The following is a 26,054-nucleotide window of genomic DNA, read 5'->3' as shown; positions in this document are numbered from 1 at the left end:
CGCGGGGATGTAGCTCAATGGTAGAGCCTCAGTCTTCCAAACTGATTACGCGGGTTCGATTCCCGTCATCCCCTCCATCTCCTCTGCTGCCTCCGTCTGCTCAGCACGGCTACTCGCAACGGTTCGGCAACGAAGACCGTGATCCCCCGCTGTCTGCTGCGGATCCGCGCGATGATCGGCTCGAGCCCGATCTCAGGAGGTGCCGTGCCCGACGCGAACAGCCGGCGACGTCGCCCGCGTCGCGGCCTCGAAGCCGTCTCGCTGGCCGCCGTGGTGACGCTCGGCGGTTCCGGATGCGCCGGCGGGCTGCTTCCGAGCGTGTGCTCCACCATCGGGTACCTGAAGCAGGTCGACGTCGTGCTCTCCGGGCCGGATGCCGCGAGCGCCGACCTCATCGTGCTGTGCGCGGAACTCGGATGCTCAACCCCGGCGGCGGTCGCGATGACGCCGCCGCCCTCGGGACCGCTCTGGTTCGCGACCGACCTCGGCGAGGGCCACTGGCGCGTCGACCTCGACCTGTACGCACCCGAGAATGTGACCATCGAGGTACTCGGCGCCGATGGCTCCACCCTGACGAAGACCGCGGAAGAGCTCGACTGGCGCCGCACCGGCGGCAGCGAGCAATGCGGCGGCCCGATGGAGACCGACCCGATCCGCGTCGAACTCGAATGAGAGGGGCGACGACGGCGCGACCGCACAGCTGCAACCCCAGATCAGCCGAGCCTTCCCTTCCTTGAAATATACGGGCACCGGCGTAGCGTTGAACACGACATACGTTCCAGGGAAGGCGGACCACATGACCGACACGAAGACTGCTCCCAAGACCCTGAAGGCCGGCGCGAACGCCGATGTGGCCTCGGGCGTCGCCCAGTTCCTCACCCCAGCCGTGCAGGAGCTCGTCGCCCTCGCCGTCAACGGCAAGCAGGCGCACTGGCACGTGCGCGGCGTGAACTTCATCGCGGTGCACGAGTTGCTCGACGATGTCGTGGCGCACGCGCAGGAGTGGGCCGACCTGGCCGCCGAGCGGGTCGTGGCACTCGGACTGCCCGTCGACGGCCGTCTCAAGTCGGTCGCCGACAAGAGCGGGGCGGTCAACCCGAAGCTCGGATTCCAGCCCTACGACGAGGCGATCGCCGATGTCGTCGCGCAGATCGACCTCGCCGCCGAGAAGGTCGCCGACGCGATCGACGGCCTCGACGAACTCGACCCGGTGAGTCAAGACGTCATGATCGAGATCCGCCGCGGCCTCGACAAAGACCGCTGGTTCCTCTTCTCGCACGTCGCGGTGAAGTAACTCGCAATGGCGGCCTGACGGGCCCGGGTGCAGAATGCCGGTATGACGGCCGACGCACCCGGGCCCGTTCCGTCTTCGGCGGATGCCGCGGGCGGGGGTTCCGGCGCGGCATCCGACCCGCCCCTGACCGACGCGCAGAAGTCGCTTCGCGCGCAGATGCTCGCCACCGAGCACTGGAGCCTGCTCGCCTCGCGAAGCACGACGCAGAGCGAGGTGCTGACTCGCATCGCGATCTTCCTCACGCTCGTGTCGGCGGGGCTCGTCACGCTCGGGGTGCTCGGCAATGCCACGGCCTTCCGAGGATGGTTCGGGATTGCCGCACTCAGCGTGCTCCTCCTCCTCGTCTTCCTCGGCGTGATCACGCAGTTGAGGGTCTTCAACACGGCGACCGAGGACCTGGCCCACGTGCTCGCGATGAATCGGCTGCGCGGCGCCTATCTCGACCTCGACCCCGGCATCGAGCGGTACTTCATCACGAGCACGTCCGACGACGAACTCGGTGCCGGCACGACGTACTATCCATACGCGATGCGCGACGGATCGCAGGTGTTCGCGAGTTCGATGATGTTGATGCTCGTGGTCAACACCGCGCTCGTCGGGCTCTTCGTCGGTGCACTCGCGTTTGCGTTCGGTGCCGGCATCGGCTGGGCGATCGCGATCGGCGTGGTCGTCGCGATCATGCAGTTCGGGATCTGGATGCTCAAGGGGTTCCGCAGCTACCGGCAGGTCTTGCACACGCACGTGCCGTTGCGGCGCACGCCCCGCGCGTGACGAGCAGCGCTACCGCTGCAACCAGGTGAGGACGGCGAGCACGCGCCGGTGGTCGGTGCCCGAGTCTTCGAGGCTGAGCTTCTGGAAGATCGAGGTGACGTTCTTCTCCACGGCGCCGACACCGATGAAGAGCTGCTTCGCGATGCCGGCGTTCGTGCGGCCCTCGGCCATGAGCGTCATCACCTCGCGTTCGCGGGGCGTCAGCGTCTCGAGCGGGTCGCTGCGGCGGGCGAGCAGTTCGCGCACCACCTGCGGGTCGAGCACGGTGCCGCCCTGGCTGACGCGCTCGACCGCGTCTTCGAGTTCGTCGAGGGAAGCGACCCGGTCTTTCAGCAGATAGCCCATGCCGCCTTCGCCCGACGAGAGCAGTTCGTGGGCGTAGGTGCCTTCAACATACTGGCTGAGCAGCAGCACCCCCGTCTTCGGCCGTCGCCGCCGCAGCTCGATCGCGGCGCGCACTCCCTCGTCGCGAAAGGTCGGCGGCATGCGCACGTCGAAGATCGCGAGGTCGGGGCGGGTCTCGTCGAGCGCCGCGAGCAGCGAATCGGCCTCGCCGTACGCTGCCACCGTCTCGAAGCCGGCCTCGTCGAAGAGTCGAACGAGCCCCTCCCGCAGCAACACCGAATCTTCAGCGAGCACGATGCGGAGCGGGGCGCGATCGGTCATGCACCCCACACTATCGGCGGGCGAGCGGATGCCTCGCGGCCGCGGGGCCGCGAGGCATCCGCTGCTCGGTCAGCTCTGCGGCGCGGACTCCCCCGCTGCGAGCGGCGCGAACGGAATGTGCGAGCCGATCGTGGTCGGCCCGCCCACGGGGCTCTCGACGACGAACATGCCGCGGAGGCCGCGCACCCGGTCTTCGAGACCGACGAGCCCATGCCCGGTGCTCAGGGCCGCGCCGCCGCGGCCGTTGTCGCTCACCCAGAGGTCGAGCCAGTGCCCGGTCATCGCCCCCGAGTCACGCGTCGAGACGGTGAGGCGGATGCCGCTCGCCTCGGCGTGCTTCACGGCGTTCGTGAGCAGTTCGGCGGCCACGAAGTACGCATTGCGTTCGATCGAGGCGGGCAGTGTGGCATCCGCCGGCAGATCGATCTCGACCGTGACCGGAATCGGGCTCCGCGCCGCGAGCGACTGCAGGGCGACGGCGAGACCGCGGTCCTGCAGGATCGGCGGTGCGAACCCGCGAGAGAGCGCGCGCAGCTCGTCGAGGGTCTCACGGGCCTGATCGCGAGCCTCGCCGAGAAGTTCGCGAGCGGAATCAGGGTCGCGCTCGAGCGTGCGCTCGATCGCCGCGAGGTCCATCTGCAGACGCACGAGCCGTTGCTGCGGACCGTCGTGGATGTCGCGCTCGAGGCGTCGGAGCGAGGCGTCCTCAGCCTGCACCGCTGCGCCGCGCGACGCATCGAGCTGCGCGACCTCGCGTTCGAGTGCCTCGGAGCGCCAGGCGCCGAGCACGCCGCGCGCGATGACGTCGTGCAGCAGGGTGAGGCCGCGGAACACGAAGGGAAGGGTGGCGAGGAAGATCAGGCCGACGATGAGCTCGAACACCGCTTCACCGACGCGGGGGTCGACGCTCAGGGTGTTGCCCGGAACCAGCCAGTCGACGACCACCTCGTGGAGAAAGAAGCTGTCGTCGCCCCGGCCGTCGGGAATGTAGCGCTGCCAGATCCACCCCGTGGTACCGCCGAGCGCGGTCGCGGTCCATGCGAGTGTGAGGCTCCACGAGATGACGCTGATGATCGGGTTGATCACCACGCCGTGCAGCAATGCGAGCCAGTAGTGGCCGTCGATGAACGGGGCCGTCATCGTGCGCCAGAAGCCCCGGCCCCGGTCGGCGTGACCCCACGCGGGGCGACGGATGTCGGAACCGCCCGCCCAGCGCAACCGCACGAGCTCGAGGGTGCCGAAACCGCGCGCGATGAACAGCGAGGCGACGAGGATGAAGATGCCGACGACGAGGAAGATCAGGCCGAGGCCGGTGAAGAAGGTCGTCGAGATCACGACGATGCCGGTGATCGCGATCGGCATCGTCAGGATGAGAAAGGCGAACTCGCGCGGAACCGCGGCCCACAGCGACCAGTAGCCGCGGCGCTTCGGCGCGTCATCCGTTCGTGCGGCCGGCGTTCGCGATGCGCCGGCGATGCTGGTGTCAGTGCTCATGGTGGGTCCCTTCAGTCATCGTTGCACGCTGGCCCGGCTCGATGGCGGCGAACTGGCATGGTTCAAGCCTCGCGATCACCGCGAATCCGCCACAGCCGGCGCACAGCCGAATCGAGGCGGGGGTTTTCCCCCGAAGCAGGGCCGACGACCTTGCTGGGGCGTCGCTGCGTGATCAGCCCCGGCGCCGCGCGGCGCGCTCCGCGAACTGGTCGAGCGCGACGAGCACCTCGTCGGCACGCCAGACCCGGCCAAGCTTGTACTCGGCCTTCTGCTTCAGGATGCCGAGCTCTGCGAGCTTTCGCAGATGCGGGTAGACGTTCGTCGTGCCGATGCCGAGCTCAGCAGACGCCGTGGCCGCGGTGAAGACGGGTTGCCGGGCCGCATAGTCGAGCACCCGCTCGAGCTGGGAGCCGCTGCGCGGCTTCGCCGTCTCGCGCCACCCGGCGGTCGTCTCGCGCAATTGGGCGATGAGGATCCGGGCGTTGCCGATCGCATCGTCACCGGCGATTGCCAGCTGCTCGATGATCGGCCCGATGTCGCCGGCCCGGTATGCGGTGAGCGCGTCGTGGTACGCGTTCACGTCGGTGAGGAGCCCGGCGGAGACCGGAACAGTGACGGAACGGGTGATGTCCTTGCCACGGAGCATCGATTGCACGAGCGCTCGGCCGGTGCGGCCGTTGCCGTCGGTGAAGGGGTGGATGGTCTCGAACTGGGCGTGCGCGACGGCGACCTGGGCGAGAACGGGGAGGTCGTCCCTTCGGGCGAACTCCATGACGTCGTCCATGAGTCCGGACACACGCTCGTGCCGCGGGGCGACGAACGCGGCACCGACGGGACTGCGTGCGCTCGTGCCGATCCACACTGGCTCGGTACGCCATTCGCCCGGCGTGTGGTTCGTGCCGTCCATGAGGACTCGGTGCATCTTTCGCACGGACTCCGGGGTGAGCTCGTCGGCGAGAGCGAGGGCGGATTGCATCGCCCGGGTGTTCCCCACGATCTCGGTGGCGTTTCGTTTGCTCGTGTCGCCGATCTCTGCGGTCAGGATGGCGCGGGCGCTGGCGGAGAGGTGTTCGATCTGCGATGACGCGGCAGCCTCGGAGCGCAGCAGCAACGGCGCGAACCCCGTCATCTCGTCACCCAACGACGCGTCGAAGCGGATCAGCTCATTCTCGGTCGCGCGCGCGAGCGCGGCGGTCTGCGAGCTCGGTCGGAGCGCACGCTCGGCGATCAGCGGCGGCACCGCAGCGTCGTAGGTTCGCGGCCGGGGGCTGTACCGCTCGAGCGCGGACGACTCCGCGTATCGGCTCCCCCAGTCGAGCGTCTCGGCGCCGATGGCCGGCCACGACTCGAATGTGCTCATCGCTCTCCTCGCGCGGTTTCATACTCCGCTCGCTCCATTTTATGAGGAATTTGCGAAATTCATACGAGCTGGCGAGTACTTTATGAAATCGCTACCCAAGCGAGTGGGTGAAGCGTCCGGCGAGCAGCGTGGCCGAGACCGGCATGGCTCGCAGTGCTTCGACGGATGCCGCGTACGGGTCGAGATCGATCACCGCGAGGTCCGCGCGGCCGCCGGCACGCACCACGGCGCCCTGCCCTCCGGTCGACGCGGCGAGGGCCGCACGCGCCTCGATCGCCTGCTCGGGATGCCACGGCCCGCGTCCGTCTCGGGTGCGGCCCACGGCGGCGGCGATCGCGACCCAGGGGTCGAGCGGCGCGACGGGCGCATCGGAGCCGAGAACGAGTTCGACGCCCGCCGACGCGAGCTCGGCGAGCATGAACGCCCGGTCGGTGCGCCCCGCCCAGTAGCGATCGGCGACATCGCGGTCGTCCATCGCGTGCTCGGGCTGCACGCTCGCAACGATCCCCAGTCGCGCGAAGCGGGCGAGATCCGATCGGCGCAGGAGCTGGGCGTGCTCGATCGAGCCTCCGCAGCCGACCGCCGCGAACGCGTCGAGCACCATGGCGTTCGCCCGGTCGCCGATGGCGTGCACGGCCGGTGTGAGACCTGCGTCATGCGCACGGCGCATGAGCGGCACGAGATCCTCGTACGGCACGTTCGCGAGCCCGTACGGGTGCTCGTCCGGGCCGAGCCCGGGGTATGGGTCGAAGCAGCACGCGGTGCGGGTGTTGAGTGATCCGTCGGTGATCACCTTGTACCCGCCCACGGTGACGAGTCCGGCGGTGCCGGGTACCTCATCGCCCGTGCGCAGCCCCTCAGCGATCGCACGATCGAGGTGCTGCGTGTAGACGCCGAACGACACGCGCAGCGCGTCGACTCCACCGGCGACCCTGCGCACCCAGTCGTCGCGGTTCCACCGCATCTCGTACTCGGTGATGCCGACTACACCGCGGGCGGCGGCTCGATGCGCGGCATCGGCGACCCAGCCGTCGAGCACACCATCGGCCACGTCGTCGATCTCGCGCATGAGCCGGAAGCAGTGCTCTTCACGGAGGACCCCGCTCGCACCGCCGACGTCGCCGACGCCGTACCGCCGGAGCGCCGCGGAGTTCAGCCAGCAGGCGTGCAGATCGGCCGAGACGAGTACGACCGGAACCTCGCCCGAGACGGCATCGAGCACCTCGCGGGTGGGGGCGTCGGCCCAGAGCGCGTCACGGTAGCCGAACCCGATCACCTCGGCATCGCCGCCTTCGACGGATGCGCCGACGAGCGCTGCGACGGCCGCCGCCGACTCGGCGCCGGCCAGATCGAGTCGGCGCGAGACCATCGCCCACTGCGAGAAGTGCACGTGTCGGTCGTGCAGTCCGGGCACCACGAAGCGCCCGTCGAGGTCGAGACGACGGCGGGCCGACGTCGCCCGGCGTGCCCCGGCGCCCCCGAGCGGGGAGCCGCCGGGCAGCACCGCGGCGACGCGGCCGCCGTCGAGGTGCAGGTCGACGACGCCGTCGACGCCCGGCAGGCGTGCACCGGCGAGGATCAGGGGCTCGGCGGTATCTGCAACGCCAGGGGTCTCGACCGTCATGTCCGTCTCATTCACCGCGCTCACGCCTCTGCCGCCCGCTTCGCCTCGTGTGTGCGGCGCATCTGTGCGGCGAGCGCGGGGCTGGCGTACGGCCCGTCTGCCTCGAGTTCGCCGATGATGCGGTCGACCGTCTCGGCCGGCTTGTTCTGGCTCATCTTGTTCTTCGCGACGTACCGCACGATCGGGATGCGGATGCCGACGGTGCCTGCGGCGATGCGGTCGGCGTAGTCGGAGTTCGCGGCCGTGCCCCGCATGCGCCGCGGCTCGGGCATCGCGTCTTCGAAGTGATCGACGAGCGCTTCGAGCACCCGCAGGTTCTCGTCGTCTGCGAGGATCTCGGGCGTGCCGTAGAGGTGGGCGGAGACGAAGTTCCACGTGGGCACTGCAGGGTTCGCGTCATACCAGCCCGGCGAGATGTAGCCGTGCGGCCCCTGGACGATGAGCATCACCTCGTGCTCGCCGAGCTCGTGCAGCACCTCGTCCGGGCGGCCGACATGGGTGAGCAGCACGATGCCCGCCGCCGTCTCGTCGAGCAGCACCGGGTAGTGCGAGGCGACGAGGCCCGAGGCATCCGTCATGCTGACGATCGTCGTCCACGGGTGCTCGCGCACGAGGCCCTTCACCTCGCCGTCGCTCGTCAGGGAGAAGCTCGGATTGTGTCGCATCGTTCGTCGCCCTTCGTCTCGGTCACGCCTGGCAGTACGGGCACCAGTAGAGCTTGCGGGCGCCCATCTCCTCGAGCACGATGTTCGTGCCGCAGACCCGGCACGGCAGTCCCTCGCGCTTGTACACCCAGTGACGGTCGTCACGGCTGGCCATCGCGGCACGGAACGCCTCGGGGTCGAGGTCGTCCATCGTCATCATCTGGCCGGTCTCGACGCCGATGCGGAGAAGTTTCGTCCAGTCGCGCCACAGACGGCGCACGTGCTCTTCGGGAACGACCTTGCCCGGCGTGTGCGGATTCTGCTTCGCCCTGAACAGCAGTTCGGCCCGGTAGACGTTGCCGATGCCGGCGACGACGCTCTGGTCCATCAGCAGCAGGCCGATCGCGGCGGCCTTCTTCACGACCGTGCGGGTGAAGCGCTCTTCTGCCTCGGGCCCGTCGTCGAGGAGCGGATCGGGGCCGAGACGACCGACGACGGCTTCGACCTGAGCCGGGTCGAGCACCTCGCAGGCGGTCGGTCCGCGCAGATCGGCCACGATCGTGTCGGTGGAAAGGCGCACCCGTACCTGCCCGATCGGCTCGGGCGGAAAGGTGTCGAAGCCGTCGGCGTCCTTCTCCTTCTCGGACTCCGACATGCGAAGGCGCGTCTTGCGGGGCGCTCCGATCGAGTGCAGCGAGTTCTCACCGGCCGAGTCGAAGACCGCCGCGTCGGGGTTCGGGCGTTCGAGGAAGGTTCCCGCCTGGTTGGTCTGGCCCATGCGCCCGTTCGCCGAGGCGATCGTGGCATCCATCAAGATCTCGCCGGCGAAGTCCCACGCCCCGTACATGCCGAGATGCACGCGCAGCCACACATCGCCCTCGAAGCCGAGGAACATCTGCTTGCCGACGGCGCGGGCATCCGTCATGAGCCGGCCGTCGATCTCGGCGGCCCCGGCAGCGAACCGGCCCTGCGGGCTCGAGGCGCGCACCGCGTGCCCGACGAAGTTGCGCTCGAACTGCCGGGTGATGCGATGGACGGAGTGACCCTCGGGCACCGACTACTCCGCCGATGCCTCGACGTCGACGCCCTTGCCGGCGATGTCGCCAGTCGTCTCGTACTCGGCGAGCTGGGCGATGCGGCGCACGTGCCGCTCGTCGCCCGAGAACGGCTCGGAGATGAAGGCGTCGATGTAGCGGATCGCCTCTTCGACGGTGTGCTGGCGCGCACCGATCGAGATGACGTTGGCGTCGTTGTGCTCGCGCGCGAGGATCGCCGTGTCCATGCTCCAGACGAGGGCTGCGCGGATGCCGCGGACCTTGTTGGCCGCGATCTGCTCGCCGTTGCCCGACCCCCCGAACACCACGCCGAGCGCGCGAACGCCCGCTGCCTCGTCGCGGGCGACGCCGAGCGCCGCGTTGATGCAGAAGGCCGGGTAGTCGTCGAGTGCGTCGTACTCGGTCGGACCGTGGTCGACGACGTCGTGGCCGCCGTTGGTCAGGTGATCGACGAGCGTGCGGCTGAACTCGAGGCCGGCGTGGTCGGTCGCGATGTGGATGCGCATGCGCCAAGTCTAGGGATTCGGCGCCCACGTGAGTGCGCGGCCGTGCGGGTGCGCCCAGGCCCGTTGCACCCCGTCGACGGCGAGCACGAGGTCGCTGCTGTCGTTCGGCACATCGTCGCGCACGCGGATGCCGGGCACCACGCTCCGCCCCTCGACCGAGAGCCAATGGCCGGGCAGCTCGACGACCTGTCGCACGACGTCGCGCACGTCGTTCCAGTGTTCGGCGAGCCACCCGGCGAACACCGGATATGCGCCGCTCGGGGCGCCGAGCAGACGTGCAGCCGAGAAGACGAGGTTCGGCTGCCGCTTCTGCGGCGGCTGGCCCGTCGGCTCACACGGAGCGTGATGGTGCCAGCCGGTAGAATTCGCGGATGCCCTCCGAGATCTCCGCCTCCGTCAGCGCGCCCACGATCGACGCGCGAGACCTCGAGGCGACGCTGCGCGTGCTGGCGACCCTCAGCGAGCTCGACCAGGGCGACCCCGACTTCGAGACCGTGCGCCACGCCACGGCCAAGATGTTCAAGGCGGTCAAGGTCGCGCGCCGCCTCGAGAAGCGGCGCGTCATCCAAGACGCCGACCGTGCAGTCATCGCTGCGACGGCGACCGGCGCACCCACCCGCATCGACGACGAGACGCGTGGCGCCGACCTCGTGAGCGGCACCGACGCGCGCACGGCGGGTGAACTGCGGGTGGCGCGCCCCTGCTACATCTGCAAGCAGCGGTACACGCTCGTCGATGCGTTCTACCACCAGCTCTGCCCCAACTGCGCGGCCATGAGCCACGCCAAGCGCGATGCGCGCACCGACCTCACGGGCAAGCGCGCACTGCTCACGGGCGGACGGGCGAAGATCGGCATGTACATCGCACTGCGCCTCCTGCGCGACGGCGCCCACACGACGATCACGACGCGGTTCCCGCGCGATGCCGCCCGGCGGTTCGCCGCGATGCCCGATGCCGGCGACTGGTTGCACCGCCTGCGGATCGTGGGCATCGACCTGCGCGACCCGGCCCAGGTGATCGCCCTCGCCGATGACGTGGCGGCGCAGGGCCCGCTCGACATCCTCATCAACAACGCGGCGCAGACCGTGCGCCGCTCGCCCGGCTCGTACTCGCCGCTCGTCGAGGCCGAGTCCTCGCCGCTGCCGGGCGGCCCGATGCCCGAGCTCGTGAGCTTCGGCCACACCAACGATGCGCACCCGCTCGCGCTCGCCGATTCGGTGTCGAGCCATCCCGTGCTCTCGTCGGGCCTCTTCGCCGGCACGATGACGGCCGATGACCTCACGGCACTCGCACTCGCGCCCGGTTCGAGCTCGCTCGCGAAACTCGCCGACCGCACGGCGATCGACGCCGGCGGCCTCGTGCCCGACCTGCACCACGAGAACAGCTGGAGCGCAGTCGTGCAAGACGTCGACCCGCTCGAGATGCTCGAGGTGCAGCTCTGCAACACGACGGCCCCGTTCATCCTCGTGAGCAGGCTGCGCGCGTCGCTGGCCGCGTCGACGGCCCGCCGAACCTACATCGTCAACGTCTCGGCCATGGAGGGCGTGTTCGGTCGCGGCTACAAGGGCCCGGGGCATCCGCACACCAACATGGCGAAAGCGGCGATGAACATGCTCACGCGCACGAGCGCGAAGGAGATGCTCGCCGACGGCATCCTCATGACGAGCGTCGACACGGGCTGGATCACCGACGAGCGGCCGCACCCCACGAAGGTGCGCCTCGCCGAGGAGGGCTTCCACGCGCCGCTCGACCTCGTCGACGGCGCTGCCAGGGTCTACGACCCGATCGTGCGCGGCGAGGGCGGCGAAGACGTCACCGGGGTGTTCCTGAAGGACTACGTGCGCGCCGACTGGTGACGTGGGACCGGGGCCGACCCGTGACCGCAACCCGGCCGAGAGCTAGGCTGATGCTCGTTGCCTGCGGCCACGAGCCGCGTCGATGACTGCCGAAGGAGCAGATGTGCCCGGAGAGAACCTCACCCGATCAGAAGCCGAGGAGCGTGCCGCGCTCGTCTCGGTGCGCGACTATGACGTCGTGCTCGATGTCACCACCGGGCCGGAGGTGTTCCGCAGTCAGACGACGGTGCGCTTCACGGCCTCCGCCGGTGCCTCGACCTTCATCGACGCCATCACGGCGGCCGTGCACTCGGTCACCCTGAACGGCGTCGAGCTCGACCCCGCCGAGGTGAGCGACGGCGTGCGCATCCAGCTGCCGAACCTCGCCGACGAGAACGAACTCGTCGTCGTCGCCGACGGCCGCTACATGCACACCGGCGAGGGCCTGCACCGCTTCGTCGACCCCGCCGACGGCGAGGTCTACCTCTACACCCAGTTCGAGGTGCCCGACTCGCGCCGCATGTTCGCCGTGTTCGAGCAGCCCGACCTCAAGGCCGAGTTCCGCTTCACCGTCACGGCACCGTCGCACTGGCAGGTCGTGTCGAACCAGCCCACTCCCGAGCCGGTCGATGCCGCTTCGCCCGGCGCAACGGGCGAGCGCAGCACGTGGACGTTCGAGCCCACCGCCCGCATGTCGAGCTACATCACCGCGCTCATCGCGGGCCCCTACGACGTCGTGCGCGACGAGCTCACGAGCTCCGACGGCCGTGTCATCCCCCTCGGCGTGTTCAGCCGCAAGAGCCTCTCGCAGTACCTCGACGCCGACTACATCTTCGAGAAGACGAAGCAGGGCTTCGAGTACTTCGAGGCGAAGTTCGACGTCCCCTACCCGTTCACGAAGTACGACCAGCTCTTCGTGCCCGAGTACAACGCCGGCGCGATGGAGAACGCCGGGGCGGTGACCTTCACCGAGGTCTACATCTTCCGCTCGAAGGTCACCGACGCGATCAAGGAGCGTCGCGTCGTCACGATCCTGCACGAGCTCGCACACATGTGGTTCGGCGACCTCGTCACGATGAAGTGGTGGAACGACCTGTGGCTGAACGAGTCGTTCGCCGAATGGGCCTCGACGATCGCCACCGCCGAGGCCACCGAGTGGCATCACGCGTGGACGACGTTCAACTCGATGGAGAAGAGCTGGGCGTACCGACAAGACCAGCTGCCCTCGACGCACCCGATCGTCGCCGAGATCCGCGACCTGGAAGACGTGCTCGTCAACTTCGACGGCATCACCTACGCCAAGGGCGGGTCGGTACTCAAGCAGCTGGCCGCCTGGGTCGGCATCGAGGCCTTCTTCACGGGCGTCTCCGCCTACTTCAAGAAGCACGCCTGGGGCAACACGACCCTTGCCGATCTGCTCGACGAGCTCGAGGTCGCCAGCGGCCGCGACCTCTCTGCCTGGTCGAAGATCTGGCTCGAGACTGCGGGCGTCAACACCCTGCGCCCCGAGATCGAGACCGATGCCTCCGGCACGATCACCGCGTTCAACGTGGTGCAGACGGCGAACCCCGACTACCCGACGATCCGCCCGCACCGCCTCGCGATCGGCTTCTACAACCTCGTCGACGGCGCGCTCGTGCGGCAGCACCGGGTCGAGCTCGACGTCGACGGCGAGCGCACGGATGTCGCTGAGCTCACCGGCCGGGCACGCCCCGACCTCGTGCTGCTGAACGACGACGACCTCGCCTACGCGAAGATCCGTCTCGACGAGGTCTCGCAGCAGGCCGCGCTCGCGAACCTCTCCGAGATCGCGGACCCGCTTGCCCGCGCCCTCGTCTGGGGCTCCGTCTGGGACGCCACGCGCGACGCCGAGACGACTGCGAGTGCCTACCTCGACCTCGTGCTCGGCAACATCGCAAGCGAGACCGAGTCGACGACGCTGCGCATCATCCTCGCGAACGCTCAGCTCGCGGCGAGTTCGTACGTCGCGCCCGAGAATCGCGCCGAAGCGCGCCGCGCGCTCGCCGACGGGTTGTGGCAACTCGCGAACGAAGCTGCGGCCGGCAGTGACGCCCAGTTCCAGTTCGTGAAGGCCTTCGCATCGATCGCCGAGGCCGGCTCCCACGTCGACGACCTCGCCGGCCTCTTCGACGGGTCGATCACGCTCGACGGACTCGACATCGACACCGACCTCGGGTGGGAGCTGCTCATCGCGCTCGTCGCCGCGGGCCGCGCCGGCGACCCCGAGATCGATGCTCGTCTCGAGGCCGACAAGACCGCCACGGGCCAGGAGTCGGCCGCGCACGCCCGCGCGGCGACGCCGACGCCCGAGGGCAAGCAGCGCGCGTGGGCGTCGATCATCGACACCGACACTGCGACGAACTCGATCGTGCGCACGACCGCGACCGGGTTCGTGCGGGCCGACGACCGATCGCTGCTCTCTCCGTTCGTCGAGCGGTACTTCGCGATGCTCGGTGACATCTGGGAGCACCGCAGCTATGCGATCGCCGAGAAGCTCGTCGACCTGCTCTACCCTGCGCCGCTCGCCAGCCATGCGCTCGTCGACGCGAGCCACGCCTGGCTCGATCAGCACCCCGATGCCGCTCCGGCGCTGCGCCGCCTCGTGGTCGAGAACGTCGCGGGCGTCGAGCGCGCCCTCGCCGCACAGGCACGCGACGCGCAATAGCAGGGCACGGCCGCTCAGGGCGGGTCGGTGTGGTACTTCGGTACCACCCGGCCCGCCCTGAACCATTCTCCAGACGGATGTCCCGGCGCCGCCGGATGCCTACGGTTGAAGCATGATCACGGCAGAAGGGCTCGTCAAGCGCTATGGCGCGAAGACCGCCGTCAACAACATCAGCTTCACCGTCCGTCCCGGCCAGGTCACCGGGTTCCTCGGCCCGAACGGCGCCGGAAAGTCCACCACGATGCGCATGATCGTCGGTCTCGACCGGCCGAGCGCCGGTGGCGTCATCGTCAACGGCAAGCCGTATGCCTCGCATCGCGCGCCGTTGCACGAGGTCGGCGCCCTGCTCGACGCGAAGGCCGTGCACACGGGCCGAACCGCGTACAACCACCTGCTCGCGATGGCCGCCACGCACGGCATCGGTGCGAGCCGGGTGCGAGAGGTCATCGAGCTCACGGGGCTCGAGTCCGTCGCACGCAAGCGCGTCGGCGGGTTCTCGCTCGGCATGGGCCAGCGACTCGGCATCGCCGCGGCGATGCTCGGCGATCCCGCCACCCTGATTCTCGACGAGCCCGTCAACGGCCTCGACCCCGAGGGCGTGCTGTGGGTGCGCCAGTTCGTGCGTCACCTCGCTTCCGAAGGGCGCACGATCTTCCTCTCCTCGCACCTCATGAGCGAGATGGCCGTCACCGCCGACCACCTGATCGTGCTCGGCCGAGGCGAGATCATCGCCGATGCCCCCGTGGCCGACATCATCGCGGGCGGCACGCGGCCGCGAGTCCTCGTGCGATCGCCGCACTCCTCGCAGCTCGCCGATCTGCTCGCCGCGCCCGAGGTCTCGGTCGTGCGCTCTGAGGCGGGCGTGCTCGAGGTCACGGGCGTCGAGGCATCCGGAATCGGAGACCTCGCAGCACAGCAGGGCCTCGCGATCCACGAACTCACCCCCCTCAGCGCGTCGCTCGAAGAGGCCTACATGGCCCTGACGGCCGACGCCGTCGAATACCGCACGGAGGCAGTCCGATGACCACGATCACCCCTGCAGCGCACCCGTCGCAGCGCGCGCGCTCCACCACGCTGTCGTTCGGCGGCGTGCTCCGCTCCGAGTGGATCAAGCTCCGGAGCCTCCGATCGACGGTCTGGTCGTATCTCATCGTCATCGCGCTGTCGCTCGGCATGGCGCTCATCATGTCGTTCAGCATGGTCAACGGCATGAGCGGCGGTGCGGATGCCTCCGGCGCGCCCGCCGATCAGCAGATCGCACTCATCGTGCAATCCTCGGTATTCGGCGTCTACTTCGGCCAACTCGTCGTCGGCGTGCTGGGTGTGCTCGTCATCAGCGGTGAATACACGACGGGCATGATCCGCTCGACCCTCACCGCCGTGCCGAAGCGGCTGCCTGCCCTGGCGGCCAAGACCGTGGTGCTGTTCACAGCGACGTTCCTGATCGGGCTGATCAGCACGGTGGGTGCCTACGTCGCCTCGTCGCTCGTCTTCTCGGCCGACGGCGTCTCGGCGAGCATCGCCGAACCGGGCGTGTACCTCAGCCTGCTCGGCGGCGCACTCTACCTCGCACTCATCGCGGTCTTCGCGCTCGGCGTGGGCACGATGCTGCGCTCCAGCGCCGGCGGCATCGCCGCAGTGCTCGGCCTGCTGCTGCTCCTGCCGACCGTGCTGCAGATGATCCCCGCCGACTGGGCGCAGGACATGATCCCCTACCTCCTCTCCACCGCGGGCCTCGACATGTTCTCCGGCGCGATGTCGGGCGGCGAGGCGGGCGACGGACTGAACGTGTGGCAGAACCTCCTGGTCGTGCTGGCATGGATGGGGGCATCCATCGTCGGCGCCGCGGTGCTGCTGAAACGACGGGACGCGTAGAGTCCTGTCCATGGCGGAAGCACCCCTCTCCCCCGGCTACCCGGCTTCGGTAGTCGGGGGAGAACTTCGTCTGCCGAAACCGCCCGGAGTGATCCGCCAGTTCTGGGCGCGGCATCCGTGGCTCACCGACTCCCTGATCACGGCGCTGTACTTCGTGCCGACCTTCATCGGCTCCATCGCGACCCTGTTCACCTTCGCCCCGCCACCCGCGTGGATCGCCGTCGCGCAGCTCGCCGCTGTCGCCGCGGCGGCCGCTGCGATCCTGCTCTTCCGCCGCCGACGCCCGTGGCTGCTCGTCATCATCGCCTGGATCGTCTGCCTCGTGGTCTACCCTTTCGGGTCGACCGATGTGCTCCCCATGCTGCTCGCCCTGTATGCGCTCGCGGTGTACGGCTCGACCCGCGCGGCCTGGATCGGCTTCGCAGGCTCGGTGGTCGTCGCCACCGCGTCCTCCTACATCGCCGTCTGGGCGCACGCCGATGACACGGTGGCACCGTTCGGCACCAACGCACCGGCATCCGCTTCGCAGTTCACCGTGCTGCTGCTGATCGCGACGCTCATCGGAGTGACCGTCGGCAACCGGCGCCGCTACCTCATCGCGCTCATCGACCGGGCGCGCGATCTCGCCCGCGAACGCGACCAGCAGGCACAGCTCGCCACCGCGCTCGAGCGCTCGCGCATCGCCCGCGAGATGCACGACATCGTCTCGCACAGCCTCACCGTCATGGTGATCCTCGCCGACGGATCGGCCGCGACCGTCGTGCGAAACCCCGACCGCGCCACCGAAGCGATGCAGCGCGTGGCAGAGACCGGCCGGGCCGCCCTCGTCGATATGCGGCGCATGCTCGGCGTGTTGGCAGAGCCGGGCTCCCCCGCCGACGAATTCGCCCCGCAACCGGGGACCACTGCGCTGCCCGAACTCGTCGAGAGCTTTCGCACGGCCGGGCTACCGGTGCGGTTCACGACCGTCGGAGCGCCGATCGGCGATCCGAACCTGCAGCTCACGGTCTATCGCATCGTTCAGGAGGGCCTGACGAACGCACTGCGGTATGCCGCGACCGCGCACCGGGTCGACGTCACCGTCGAGTACGCCCAGGACGTCGTGCAGGTCGAGGTGGTCGATGATGCCGCCATCGCGTCGCCGCCCGAGATGACCGGAGGCGGCAACGGTCTCGTCGGCATGCGCGAGCGCGTCGCCCTGTACGGGGGCACGCTCGAGGCGGGCCCCGGCGCGGTGCGCGGTTGGCGGCTGCACGTCGAGCTCCGCGCAGGCACGACGCCGCACGAAGAGGAGTCCGAATGAGCAGCAGTCCGCCCCCGATCCGAGTTGCGATCGCCGATGACCAGGCGCTCGTGCGCACAGGGCTCCGCATGGTGCTCGAGGCCGAGCCCGACCTCGCCGTGGTCGGCGAAGCGGGCGACGGGCGCGCGGCGATCGATCTCGTCGAGCGCCACGAGGTCGACGTCATGCTGATGGATGTACGGATGCCAGAGGTCGACGGCATCGCCGCGACCGAGGCGATCACCCGTGGCGACCGGAACACGCGCGTGCTCGTGCTCACGACCTTCGATCTCGACGAGTACGCGTTCGCCGCGATCCGGGCCGGAGCGAGCGGGTTCCTCCTGAAGGATTCACGGCCCGCCGAACTCGTCGGGGCGGTTCGCACGGTGCACGCGGGCGAAGCCGCACTCGCCCCGCGCGTCACGCGCCGCATGATCGAGCTCTTCGCGGGCGAACTTCCGGGAGCGGCCACAGCGAACGAGGCTCCGGCGCTCGCGTTGCTCACGCCCCGCGAGCGTGAGATCCTCGTCGCCGTCGCCGAGGGCCGGAGCAACGCCGAGATCGCCGATCAGTTCTTCCTCTCAGAGTCGACGGTGAAGACCCACGTCGGTCGCGTGCTGGCAAAGCTCGACGCCCGCGACCGCGTGCAACTCGTGATCTACGCCTACGAGCACGGGCTGCTCACGATGCCCGGTGCGCCATGAGTCAGTAGGCTGGCCAGTCAACGACCACTCGGAGGCTCCTGCACATGCCCGCTGCCGATCTCACCCGACTCGAAGCCGAAGAGCGTGCCCGGGTGGTTCGCGGCCCCCGCTACGAGATCCGGCTCGATCTGACCGGAGCCGGCGAGACGTTCCGCAGCGAGACGCGTGTCGTCTTCGACGCCGAGGCGGGCGCGTCCACCTTCATCGAGGCGTGCACGACTGAAGTGCACGAGATCACGCTGAACGGCAGCCCGCTCGACCCGGCGGCGGTCAGTGACGGCACGCGCATCCGCTTGCTCGGTCTCGCCGCGGCGAACGAACTGCGCGTCGTCTCGACGGCGGCCTACACGAACACGGGCGAGGGCCTGCACCGCTTCGTCGACCCCGTCGACGGCGCGACCTACCTCTACACCGAGTTCGCGGTCGCAGAGGCGAACCGGGTGTTCGCCGTCTTCGACCAGCCCGACCTGAAGGCCTCGTTCACCTTCACGATCACCGCGCCGGCAGACTGGACGGTACTGAGCAATGCGTCGGCGCCCGATCCGGTCGACGGTTCGGTCTCGACGAGTTCGCTCGGCGAGGAGATCGCAACCTGGTCGTTCGATCCCGGCCCGGTGATCTCGAGCTACATCGTCGCGATCATCGCCGGCCCCTACGCCGCGTGGCACGGCAGCGCCCGCAGCGTCGACGGCCGCGACATCCCGCTCGGTGTGCTGACCCGTGCCTCGCTCGCGCAGTACGCCGAACCCGAGGTCATGTTCGAACTCGTGCAGGCCGGCCTCGCCTTCTACGAGACGGCGTTCGGCGTGGCCTACCCCTATGGCAAGTACGACCAGATCTTCGTGCCCGAATACAACTGGGGCGCCATGGAGAACGTCGGCGCTGTCACGTTCAACGAGTCCTACCTCTTCCGCTCACGGGTCTCCGATGCGAGGCGCGAGCAGCGTGCGATCGTCGTGCTGCACGAGCTCTCGCACATGTGGTTCGGCAATTCCGTCACGATGAAGTGGTGGAACGACCTCTGGCTGAACGAGTCGTTCGCCACGTGGGCCTCCACCCTCGCGACTGCGACCGTCATCGAGTTCTCGGGTGTCTGGGCGACGTTCGCGAGCGATGAGAAGACGCACGCCGCCGAGCAGGACCAACTGCCGTCGACGCATCCGATCGTCGCCGAGATCGCAAGCCTCGGCGACGTCGAGGTCAATTTCGACGCGATCACGTACGACAAGGGCGCCTCGGTGCTGAAGCAGCTCGTCGCGTGGGTCGGGCTCGACGCCTTCCAGCGGGGCGTCGGCGCGTACCTCACCGCGCACGCGGGCGGCAACGCCACGCTCCGCGACCTGCTCGACGAACTCGAGACCGCGAGCGGCCGCGACCTCACGCGCTGGTCGTCGCTCTGGCTCGAGACAGCGGGCGTCAACACACTGCGTGCCGTGATCGAGACGGATGACTCGGGCACGATCACCGCGGCCCGCATCGAGCAGAGCGCCGCACCGGGTCATCCGACGCTGCGCCCGCATCGTCTGGCACTCGGCTGCTACGCGCTCGGCGACGACGCGCTCGAACGCACCCACCGCATCGAACTCGACATCGACGGCGCCGAGACCGAGGTTCCCGAGCTCGTGGGTCTCACGCGTCCCGACCTGCTCCTCGTCAACGACGACGACCTCACCTACGCGAAGGTGCGGCTCGACCCCACGTCCGTGCAGACGGCGATCGACCACCTCCCAGAGCTCTCCGATCCCGTCTCGCGCGCCGTCGTGCTCGGTTCGGCGTGGGACTCCCTGCGCGACGCCGAGGTGCCGACGCTCGACTTCGTGCGACTCGTCATCGGCAGTGTCGGCCACGAGTCGCAGTCGGCGGCCCGCGGGCTCGCGCTCGCGCGTCTCGAGTTCGCGATCGCACGCTATCTCGCCGACGAGCACCTCACCTCGGTGGCCGCGGAGGCCGGCGACGCCGTCTGGGCGCTCGCGGAACTCGCCGAACGCGGCTCCGACGCCCAGCTCCAGTTCGTCAAGGGCTTCACCCGCATCGCCTCGACCGCCGCGCACGCCGACGTGCTCGGGAGCCTCCTCGACGGATCCATCAAGCTCGCCGGCCTCGAGATCGACCTCGACCTGCACTGGGACCTCGTGGTCGCTCGCGCGGCGCTCGGGGCGTCATCCGAGGCCGAGATCGACGCAGCCCTCGCGCACGACGACACGGCGAAGGGCCGCCTCCTCGCCGAGACCGCGCGCGCCGCGCGCCCCGATCAGGTCGTGAAAGATGCCGCGTGGCGACGCGTCGCGACCGACGCATCGCTGTCGAACGACCGTGCTCGCGCGATCGCCGACGGCTGGCGGCGCACGACACGGCCCGAACTGCTGCAGACGACCGCGACCGAGTACTTCGACGCCTTGCAGGACGTCTGGGCCGACCGGAGCTTCACGATGGCCTCGCTCATCGTGAAGCGGCTCTACCCGGCGCCGCTCGTCTCGCCCGATCTCGCGGCGATGACTCGCACGTGGCTCGCGGCGAATCCGGCACCTGCGCCGTTGCACCGGCTGGTCTCCGAGCAGCTCGATGAACTCGAGCGGGCGCTCGCCGCGCAGGCGCGTGATGCCAGGGATCTCACGGGTACGGCTCAGTAGACTTTCACACCATGTTCGGTTTTGACGGTACAGACCCCGCGCCGGTCGAAGCGCCGGAGCCCACGCCGGTCAGCGGCGACTTCTGGGCCGGCATCGTCGACTATTGGGTCGGCAACTGGGACGTCGTGCTCGGCAACCTGATCTCGATCATCTTCATCATCGCCATCGCCCTCCTCATCCGCTGGCTGGCGCATTTCGTCATCGAGCGCGTCGTCAAGCAGATCGTCACCGGGGTCAAGAAGAAGCAGGACGTCACCGACACGCAGGCCCTGCAGGCGTCACCGCTGGCCGCGGTACGGCTCGTGCAACGCACGCGAACGCTCGGCTCGGTGATGACGAACATCGTCAACGTCACCCTCTTCATCATCGTCGTGCTGCTCATCGTCAACACGGTCAGCCCGACCATCCTAAGCTCGTTCGCGCTGCTGACAGCGGCGATCGGCGCCGGCCTCGGCTTCGGCGCCCAGAACATCGTGAAAGACGCGCTGAACGGCCTGTTCATGGTCGTCGAAGACCAGCTCGGCGTCGGCGACGTCGTCGATCTCGGCCCGGCCACCGGCATCGTCGAAGAGGTGCGTATCCGCGTCACGAAGATCCGCGACGTGAACGGCACGCTCTGGTTCGTGCGCAACGGCGAGATCCTGCGCGTCGGCAACATGTCCCAGGGCTGGGCCCGGGTGATCGTCGACCTGGCCGTGCCGTACGACGCCGACGTCGACGAGGTCGAGGCGACGTTGCTGCGCACCGCCGTCGAGATGTCGCAATCGACCAAGTGGCGCTCGCGCGTGCTCGAGAGGCCTGAGGTCTGGGGCCTGGAGTCGATCGCCGACGACGCCCTCGTCATCCGCGTCGTGATGAAGGTGCGTTCCTCGGCGAAGGACGACGTGGCACGCGAACTCCGCATGCGCCTCAAGCACGCGCTCGACGAGATGGGTGTGAAGCTCCCGAGCCTCTCGAGCGTCGTGCTCGCCGGGTTCGACGGTGCCACCCGCGTCAAGGGCGCGCGGCCGCCGAAGACCTCGCCGAGCGGCGTCGTCGATGACGCGGGAGCCGCCGCTGCACGCTCGGCCAGGAAGCCACGCGCACTCCTCGGCCGCAAACCGCCGGCACCGCCGGCCGGAGGAGCATCATGAGCGAGCAACTGCCGGTCGAGGCATCCGGCCCCCCACAGCCCGCGAAGGTGCCGCTGAGCGGCGCCGAACCGGGCCCGGCGCTCGGTGTGTCGTTCTACGAGACCGTCGGCGGTCGCCCGACGTTCGAGAAGCTCGTCGCCGAGTTCTATCGCGGGGTCGCCGACGACCCCGTGCTGAAGCCGATGTACCCCGAAGAAGATCTCGGGCCGGCCGCGGAACGACTCACGATGTTCCTCGAGCAGTACTGGGGCGGCCCCGCAACCTACAGCGAGCAGCGCGGCCACCCGCGACTGCGCTTGCGGCACCAGCCGTTCAAGGTCAACCCCGACGCCCGTGACCGCTGGCTCGCCCACATGCGGGTGGCCATCGATTCACTCGACCTGCCGCCGCTCGCCGAAGAGACTCTGTGGGATTATCTCCAACGGGCCGCGCATGCGATGGTCAACACCTTCGACGACTGACACCGCCTGCCGAACCCGATCCACCCGAACACACCCGAACCCGATCCACCCGAGACGAAGGAGTCCTTGTGGCCGCCTCTCACCCACCCGCCGCGACCGAACGCACCAGGAAGCCCGCCGACGCCATCGTCGTCGGCGCCGGACTCTCCGGCCTCGTCGCCGCAGCCGAACTCGTCGAGGCCGGCAAGCGCGTCGTGATCGTCGACCAGGAGCCCGAGGCGAGCCTCGGCGGCCAGGCGCACTGGTCGTTCGGCGGGCTCTTCCTGGTCGACTCGCCCGAGCAGCGCCGCATGGGCGTCAAGGATTCGCTGGAGCTCGCGAAGCAGGACTGGGACGGCACCGCGGGGTTCGACCGAGACGAAGACGACTGGGGGCGGCGCTGGGCCGACGCCTACGTCGAGTTCGCCGCGGGCGAGAAGCGTGCCTGGCTGCACGAGAAGGGCGTGCGCTTCTTCCCGATCGTCGGCTGGGCAGAGCGCGGCGGATACAACGCGATCGGGCACGGCAACTCGGTGCCGCGCTTCCACATCACCTGGGGCACCGGCCCCGGCGTGCTCGCACCGTTCATCGCCAAGGTGAAGGCGGGCGAGGCCGCGGGCCTCGTCGAGTTCCACCACCGCCACCGAGTCGACGAGCTCATCGTCGAAGACGGCGCCGTCGTCGGCATCCGCGGTGCGGTGCTCGCTCCCGATGGCGCCGGCCGCGGAGAGGCGTCCAACCGCGACGAGGTCGGCGCGTTCGAGCTGCGGGCGCCCGCGGTCGTCGTCGCCTCCGGCGGCATCGGCGGCAACCACGACCTCGTACGCGCGTCGTGGCCCGAGCGACTCGGCACGCCGCCCGAGCACATGCTCTCGGGTGTGCCCGCCCACGTCGACGGACGCATGCTCGGCATCGCCGAGGCATCCGGTGCGCGGCTCGTCAACGGCGACCGCATGTGGCATTACACCGAGGGCATCACGAACTGGAACCCGATCTGGCCGATGCACGGCATCCGCATCCTGCCGGGCCCGTCGTCGCTCTGGTTCGACGCGACGGGCCGGCGGCTGCCAGTGCCGCTGTTCCCCGGCTTCGACACGCTCGGCACGCTCGAGCACATCGTCGCGACCGGCCACGAACACTCGTGGTTCGTGCTCACCCAGAAGATCATCGAGAAGGAGTTCGCCCTCTCGGGCAGCGAGCAGAATCCAGACCTCACCGACAAGAATCTGAAGCTCCTCGCGCAACGACTGGGTTCGGGCGCACCCGGCCCCGTCGAGGCATTCAAAGAGCACGGTGTCGACTTCGTGGTCGCCGACACGCTGGGCGAGCTCCTCGACGGCATGCGCGCACTCTCACCCGGCACCGACCTCGACACCGCGAACATCGAGCGCGAGATCATCGCTCGCGATCGCGAAGTCGACAACGAGTTCACGAAGGACCTGCAGCTCACCGCGGTGCGCGGTGCGCGCAATTACCGCGGCGACAAGCTCATCCGCGTGGCGACACCGCACCGGATCCTCGACCCGAAGGCGGGTCCGCTCATCGCGGTGAAACTGCACATCCTCACTCGCAAGAGCCTCGGCGGCATCCAGACCGACCTCGACTCCCGTGCCCTCGGGGCGGACGGCGCGCCGATTCCCGGACTCTACGCCGTCGGCGAGGCCTCCGGCTTCGGCGGTGGCGGAGTGCACGGGTACCGGGCGCTCGAGGGCACTTTCCTCGGCGGTTGCCTCTTCACCGGACGCGCGGCCGGACGCGCGATCGCCCGGCGCTGACCGCGGCGACGCGACGCAGCAGACCCTAGGCCTTCAGCGACCAGGGCTTGCGGCGCACGAGCACGTGACCGCGGCGTGAGGAGAGCCGGGTCCACGGACCCGTCTCGAAGAGGCTGACCTCGTCGTCGCCGAGGAATCCGAGGCTGTACGCCGCGAAGGCGGCGCCGGTCGGCACGTACTCGACGCCCTCGACGCCGCGCCCCCACACCTCGGAGCGTACGCGCTGCACGAGCTGCTCTCCGGTGCCTGCGGGGATCGCCTCGGCGACCTCGTCGATGCCGGCTCGAGCGGCGGCCTCGAGTGTCGCGGCATCCGTCGAACCGAGCGGCCGCCAGCCGCCTCGCGGCGGCGAGATGCCCGCCCACGTGACCGTGTTGACCTCTGGCGGACGCGACATCGACACGGGGCGCGAGTCGTCGTCTTCGCCGAGCTCGCCCCGCGCCCGCACGATGCGCTCGACCATCGAACGCATCGGCACGACCGAGTCGAACTCCTCGTCGTCGTCGGCGAGCGCGAAGGTGCGCAGCCCGAGCACAGTCGGGCTCTCATCGAGGATGCCCCGTGGATACAGGATCGCGGTGTACACGGCGAGGATGCCGGAACCGGCGATGAGGCGCACGGAACCGTCTTCGACGCGACCTGCGCGCTGGAGGTAGGTGTGCAGGTCTCCGAGCGACAGACTGTCGGCGAGCGTGAGTTGTTGAGCCATCTGCTGTCTAAACTACCAAGAGAGCGCCGCCGCTCCGGCGGTCCTGCGCTCTGCGGGGTCGCGCGGTCACCGCCACCGACACGGAGGAACGATGAACGGTCCGATCGACGGCCTGCTGAGCACCCTGCACCTGACCGACACCGGCGCGCGCACGACCGAAGACATCTTCACCGGGCCGTCGCAGTGGATGCCGCTCGGGCGTGTCTTCGGCGGCCAGGTGCTCGCCCAGTCGCTCACCGCCGCGATGCGCACCGTCGACGACGACCGCACGATCCACTCGATGCACGGCTACTTCCTGCGGCCCGGTGACGTGGCGCATCCGATCACCTTCTCGGTCGACCGACTGCACGACGGCCGATCGTTCTCGACCCGGCGCACGCACGCCTTCCAGAACGGCGTGCCGATCCTCTCGCTCATCGCCTCGTTCCAGACCGGAGACGAGGGCGTCACGCATCAGGTCGAGATGCCGGCCGACCTGCCCGACCCCGAGACGCTTCCCTCGACGGCCGATGTGCTCGGCTCCTTCGACCACGACATCGCCCGCTACTGGTCGAACGAGCGCGCCTTCGATGTGCGGCACATCCCCTCGCCCATCTACCTCAGCGTCGATGGGGAGCGTGCGCCGCGCCAGGCCGTCTGGATGAAGGCGTACGGGCGCCTGCCAGACGACCTCGACATGCACCGTGCCGCGCTCGCGTACGCGAGCGATTATTCGATCCTCGAGCCGATCCTCCGTGCGCACGGCGTCGCCTGGGCGACGCCCGGGCTCAAGGTCGCGAGCCTCGACCACGCGATGTGGTGGCACCGCGACGCCCGCGTCGACGAGTGGCTGCTCTACACGCAGGACTCGCCGTCGGCGAGCGGCGGGCGCGGTCTCTCGCTCGGGCGCATCTTCACCCGCGACGGCGTGCTCGTGGCGAGTGTCGCGCAAGAGGGCATGGTGCGGGTGCCCGCATCCGCACTCTCGAGCGAGGCGCCTGAATAGATCCTGTGGAATAGCCCGCTCACCCGTCGCGGTGACCCAGAATGAGGCCATGGGCGTTCGCCTGATGCGAACGACGCGGACGAAGGAGTTCTGGCGATGAGCGATCCCACGAGACGCACCATCCTCACCATCGGTTCCGCCGGTGCCATCGGCGGTGCACTGGCACTGGCCGGCTGCGCAGCAGACTCCCCGGCCCCGAGCGGCTCGGCCGGCACCACGCCTCCGAGCGAAGTCAAGGCTCCGCCGACCGAGACGACCGGACCGAGCACCGCTCCCGACGCGCCCGCGCTCGGCGGCGACATCGCGGCGGTCGCCGACGTTCCCGTCGGCGGCAGCATCGACGCCACGATCCACGGGCAGCCCGCGCTCATCGCGCAACCGACGGCGGGCCACGTCGTCGCGTTCAGTGCGATCTGCACGCACCAGCAGTGCGTCGTGGCCGCCGCCGGAGCAGAGTTCCACTGCCCCTGCCACGGGTCGATGTACGATGCCGCGACGGGTGACGTCGTGCAGGGGCCCGCCATCGACCCGCTGCCACCCATCGCGGTCGCCATCTCCGGCGATCGCATCGTCGCCGCATCCTGAT

General features: G+C 69.3%; 24 protein-coding genes and 1 tRNA gene. 16 read left to right on the top strand and 9 right to left on the bottom strand.

Translation table 11 applies throughout. From position 1 onward, the window contains the following. Positions 1 to 3: 3 nt before the first annotated feature. From FHG54_RS08945 to FHG54_RS08930, 4 genes are all read left to right on the top strand, one after another. Positions 4 to 77, top strand: a tRNA-Gly gene (locus FHG54_RS08945). A 127-nt stretch (positions 78 to 204) separates the two neighbouring features. Then, complete coding sequence (locus FHG54_RS08940) at positions 205 to 672, top strand: pepsin/retropepsin-like aspartic protease family protein (RefSeq protein ID WP_139416962.1); 468 nt, start codon at positions 205 to 207, stop codon at positions 670 to 672. Between the two features lie 124 nt (positions 673 to 796). After that, complete coding sequence (locus tag FHG54_RS08935) at positions 797 to 1,294, top strand: Dps family protein (protein ID WP_139416961.1); 498 nt, start codon at positions 797 to 799, stop codon at positions 1,292 to 1,294. 42 nt (positions 1,295 to 1,336) lie between these two features. Continuing rightward, the gene (locus tag FHG54_RS08930; protein ID WP_233437736.1) at positions 1,337 to 2,065 is read left to right on the top strand and encodes a hypothetical protein; all 729 of its coding nucleotides are present in this window, start codon (positions 1,337 to 1,339) and stop codon (positions 2,063 to 2,065) included. A 9-nt stretch (positions 2,066 to 2,074) separates the two neighbouring features. Here the strand turns inward: FHG54_RS08930 and FHG54_RS08925 are convergent, their stop codons facing one another. The 8 genes from FHG54_RS08925 to FHG54_RS08890 all read right to left on the bottom strand — a co-directional run bounded on the left by FHG54_RS08925 (position 2,075) and on the right by FHG54_RS08890 (position 9,657). Further along, positions 2,075 to 2,731, bottom strand: a complete 657-nt coding sequence (locus tag FHG54_RS08925; protein ID WP_139416960.1) for a response regulator transcription factor — start codon at positions 2,729 to 2,731, stop codon at positions 2,075 to 2,077. Positions 2,732 to 2,800: 69 nt separating this feature from the next. Continuing rightward, positions 2,801 to 4,225, bottom strand: coding sequence for a sensor histidine kinase (locus FHG54_RS08920; RefSeq protein WP_139416959.1), 1,425 nt, complete (start codon positions 4,223 to 4,225; stop codon positions 2,801 to 2,803). A 172-nt stretch (positions 4,226 to 4,397) separates the two neighbouring features. Beyond that, positions 4,398 to 5,585: a Fic family protein gene (locus tag FHG54_RS08915; protein WP_139416958.1), complete on the bottom strand. Its 1,188-nt coding sequence runs from the start codon at positions 5,583 to 5,585 to the stop codon at positions 4,398 to 4,400. 91 nt (positions 5,586 to 5,676) lie between these two features. Then, a complete protein-coding gene (locus FHG54_RS08910) occupies positions 5,677 to 7,209 on the bottom strand; it encodes an amidohydrolase (RefSeq protein WP_139416957.1) in 1,533 nt (510 codons plus the stop codon). Between the two features lie 20 nt (positions 7,210 to 7,229). Next, positions 7,230 to 7,874 carry an FMN-binding negative transcriptional regulator gene (locus FHG54_RS08905; protein ID WP_139416956.1) on the bottom strand — a complete coding sequence of 215 codons (645 nt, stop codon included), beginning with the start codon at positions 7,872 to 7,874 and terminating at the stop codon, positions 7,230 to 7,232. A gap of 22 nt (positions 7,875 to 7,896) precedes the next feature. Beyond that, entirely contained in the window at positions 7,897 to 8,907 is a 1,011-nt protein-coding gene (locus FHG54_RS08900; protein ID WP_139416955.1) for an Fpg/Nei family DNA glycosylase, read from the bottom strand. Between the two features lie 3 nt (positions 8,908 to 8,910). Then, entirely contained in the window at positions 8,911 to 9,414 is a 504-nt protein-coding gene (locus FHG54_RS08895) for a ribose-5-phosphate isomerase (protein ID WP_139416954.1), read from the bottom strand. A 9-nt stretch (positions 9,415 to 9,423) separates the two neighbouring features. After that, complete coding sequence (locus tag FHG54_RS08890; protein ID WP_139416953.1) at positions 9,424 to 9,657, bottom strand: hypothetical protein; 234 nt, start codon at positions 9,655 to 9,657, stop codon at positions 9,424 to 9,426. A gap of 128 nt (positions 9,658 to 9,785) precedes the next feature. On the opposite strand from FHG54_RS08890, the gene FHG54_RS08885 reads away from it, so the two are divergent. The 10 genes from FHG54_RS08885 to FHG54_RS08840 all read left to right on the top strand — a co-directional run bounded on the left by FHG54_RS08885 (position 9,786) and on the right by FHG54_RS08840 (position 23,774). After that, positions 9,786 to 11,270 carry an SDR family NAD(P)-dependent oxidoreductase gene (locus FHG54_RS08885; protein ID WP_139416952.1) on the top strand — a complete coding sequence of 495 codons (1,485 nt, stop codon included), beginning with the start codon at positions 9,786 to 9,788 and terminating at the stop codon, positions 11,268 to 11,270. Positions 11,271 to 11,373: 103 nt separating this feature from the next. Next, on the top strand, positions 11,374 to 13,935 hold the full coding sequence (gene pepN / locus FHG54_RS08880) for an aminopeptidase N (RefSeq protein WP_139416951.1): 2,562 nt from the start codon (positions 11,374 to 11,376) through the stop codon (positions 13,933 to 13,935). 112 nt (positions 13,936 to 14,047) lie between these two features. Next, positions 14,048 to 14,959, top strand: a complete 912-nt coding sequence (locus FHG54_RS08875; protein WP_139416950.1) for an ABC transporter ATP-binding protein — start codon at positions 14,048 to 14,050, stop codon at positions 14,957 to 14,959. Next, positions 14,956 to 15,810: an ABC transporter permease gene (locus tag FHG54_RS08870; protein ID WP_139416949.1), complete on the top strand. Its 855-nt coding sequence runs from the start codon at positions 14,956 to 14,958 to the stop codon at positions 15,808 to 15,810. The genes FHG54_RS08875 and FHG54_RS08870 overlap by 4 nt, the downstream gene beginning before the upstream one ends. 10 nt (positions 15,811 to 15,820) lie before the next feature. Continuing rightward, positions 15,821 to 17,113 carry a sensor histidine kinase gene (locus tag FHG54_RS08865; protein ID WP_139416948.1) on the top strand — a complete coding sequence of 431 codons (1,293 nt, stop codon included), beginning with the start codon at positions 15,821 to 15,823 and terminating at the stop codon, positions 17,111 to 17,113. After that, positions 17,110 to 17,796: a response regulator transcription factor gene (locus FHG54_RS08860; protein ID WP_139416947.1), complete on the top strand. Its 687-nt coding sequence runs from the start codon at positions 17,110 to 17,112 to the stop codon at positions 17,794 to 17,796. Before FHG54_RS08865 ends, FHG54_RS08860 begins: the two co-directional genes overlap by 4 nt. A 44-nt stretch (positions 17,797 to 17,840) precedes the next feature. Further along, positions 17,841 to 20,426, top strand: coding sequence for an aminopeptidase N (gene pepN, locus FHG54_RS08855; protein ID WP_139416946.1), 2,586 nt, complete (start codon positions 17,841 to 17,843; stop codon positions 20,424 to 20,426). A gap of 11 nt (positions 20,427 to 20,437) precedes the next feature. Continuing rightward, positions 20,438 to 21,559, top strand: coding sequence for a mechanosensitive ion channel family protein (locus FHG54_RS08850; RefSeq protein ID WP_139416945.1), 1,122 nt, complete (start codon positions 20,438 to 20,440; stop codon positions 21,557 to 21,559). Further along, the gene (locus FHG54_RS08845) at positions 21,556 to 22,020 is read left to right on the top strand and encodes a globin (RefSeq protein ID WP_139416944.1); all 465 of its coding nucleotides are present in this window, start codon (positions 21,556 to 21,558) and stop codon (positions 22,018 to 22,020) included. The genes FHG54_RS08850 and FHG54_RS08845 overlap by 4 nt, the downstream gene beginning before the upstream one ends. 68 nt (positions 22,021 to 22,088) lie before the next feature. After that, positions 22,089 to 23,774: an FAD-binding dehydrogenase gene (locus tag FHG54_RS08840; protein ID WP_139416943.1), complete on the top strand. Its 1,686-nt coding sequence runs from the start codon at positions 22,089 to 22,091 to the stop codon at positions 23,772 to 23,774. A gap of 25 nt (positions 23,775 to 23,799) precedes the next feature. On the opposite strand, the gene FHG54_RS08835 is transcribed toward FHG54_RS08840, so the two are convergent. Then, positions 23,800 to 24,483, bottom strand: a complete 684-nt coding sequence (locus tag FHG54_RS08835) for a DUF8185 domain-containing protein (RefSeq protein WP_139416942.1) — start codon at positions 24,481 to 24,483, stop codon at positions 23,800 to 23,802. 91 nt (positions 24,484 to 24,574) lie between these two features. Between FHG54_RS08835 and FHG54_RS08830 the strand changes: the two genes are divergently transcribed. Both FHG54_RS08830 and FHG54_RS08825 read left to right on the top strand, forming a co-directional pair. Next, on the top strand, positions 24,575 to 25,468 hold the full coding sequence (locus FHG54_RS08830; protein ID WP_198169699.1) for an acyl-CoA thioesterase: 894 nt from the start codon (positions 24,575 to 24,577) through the stop codon (positions 25,466 to 25,468). A 96-nt stretch (positions 25,469 to 25,564) separates the two neighbouring features. Beyond that, the gene (locus tag FHG54_RS08825) at positions 25,565 to 26,053 is read left to right on the top strand and encodes a QcrA and Rieske domain-containing protein (RefSeq protein ID WP_139416941.1); all 489 of its coding nucleotides are present in this window, start codon (positions 25,565 to 25,567) and stop codon (positions 26,051 to 26,053) included. The last annotated feature ends 1 nt before the right edge of the window (position 26,054 follow it).

Source organism: Agromyces laixinhei, assembly GCF_006337065.1.
Classification (GTDB): Bacteria; Actinomycetota; Actinomycetes; order Actinomycetales; family Microbacteriaceae; genus Agromyces; species Agromyces laixinhei.
Note: the sequence above shows the minus strand (reverse complement) of the source record. Positions and strands in the feature narration are given on the sequence as shown.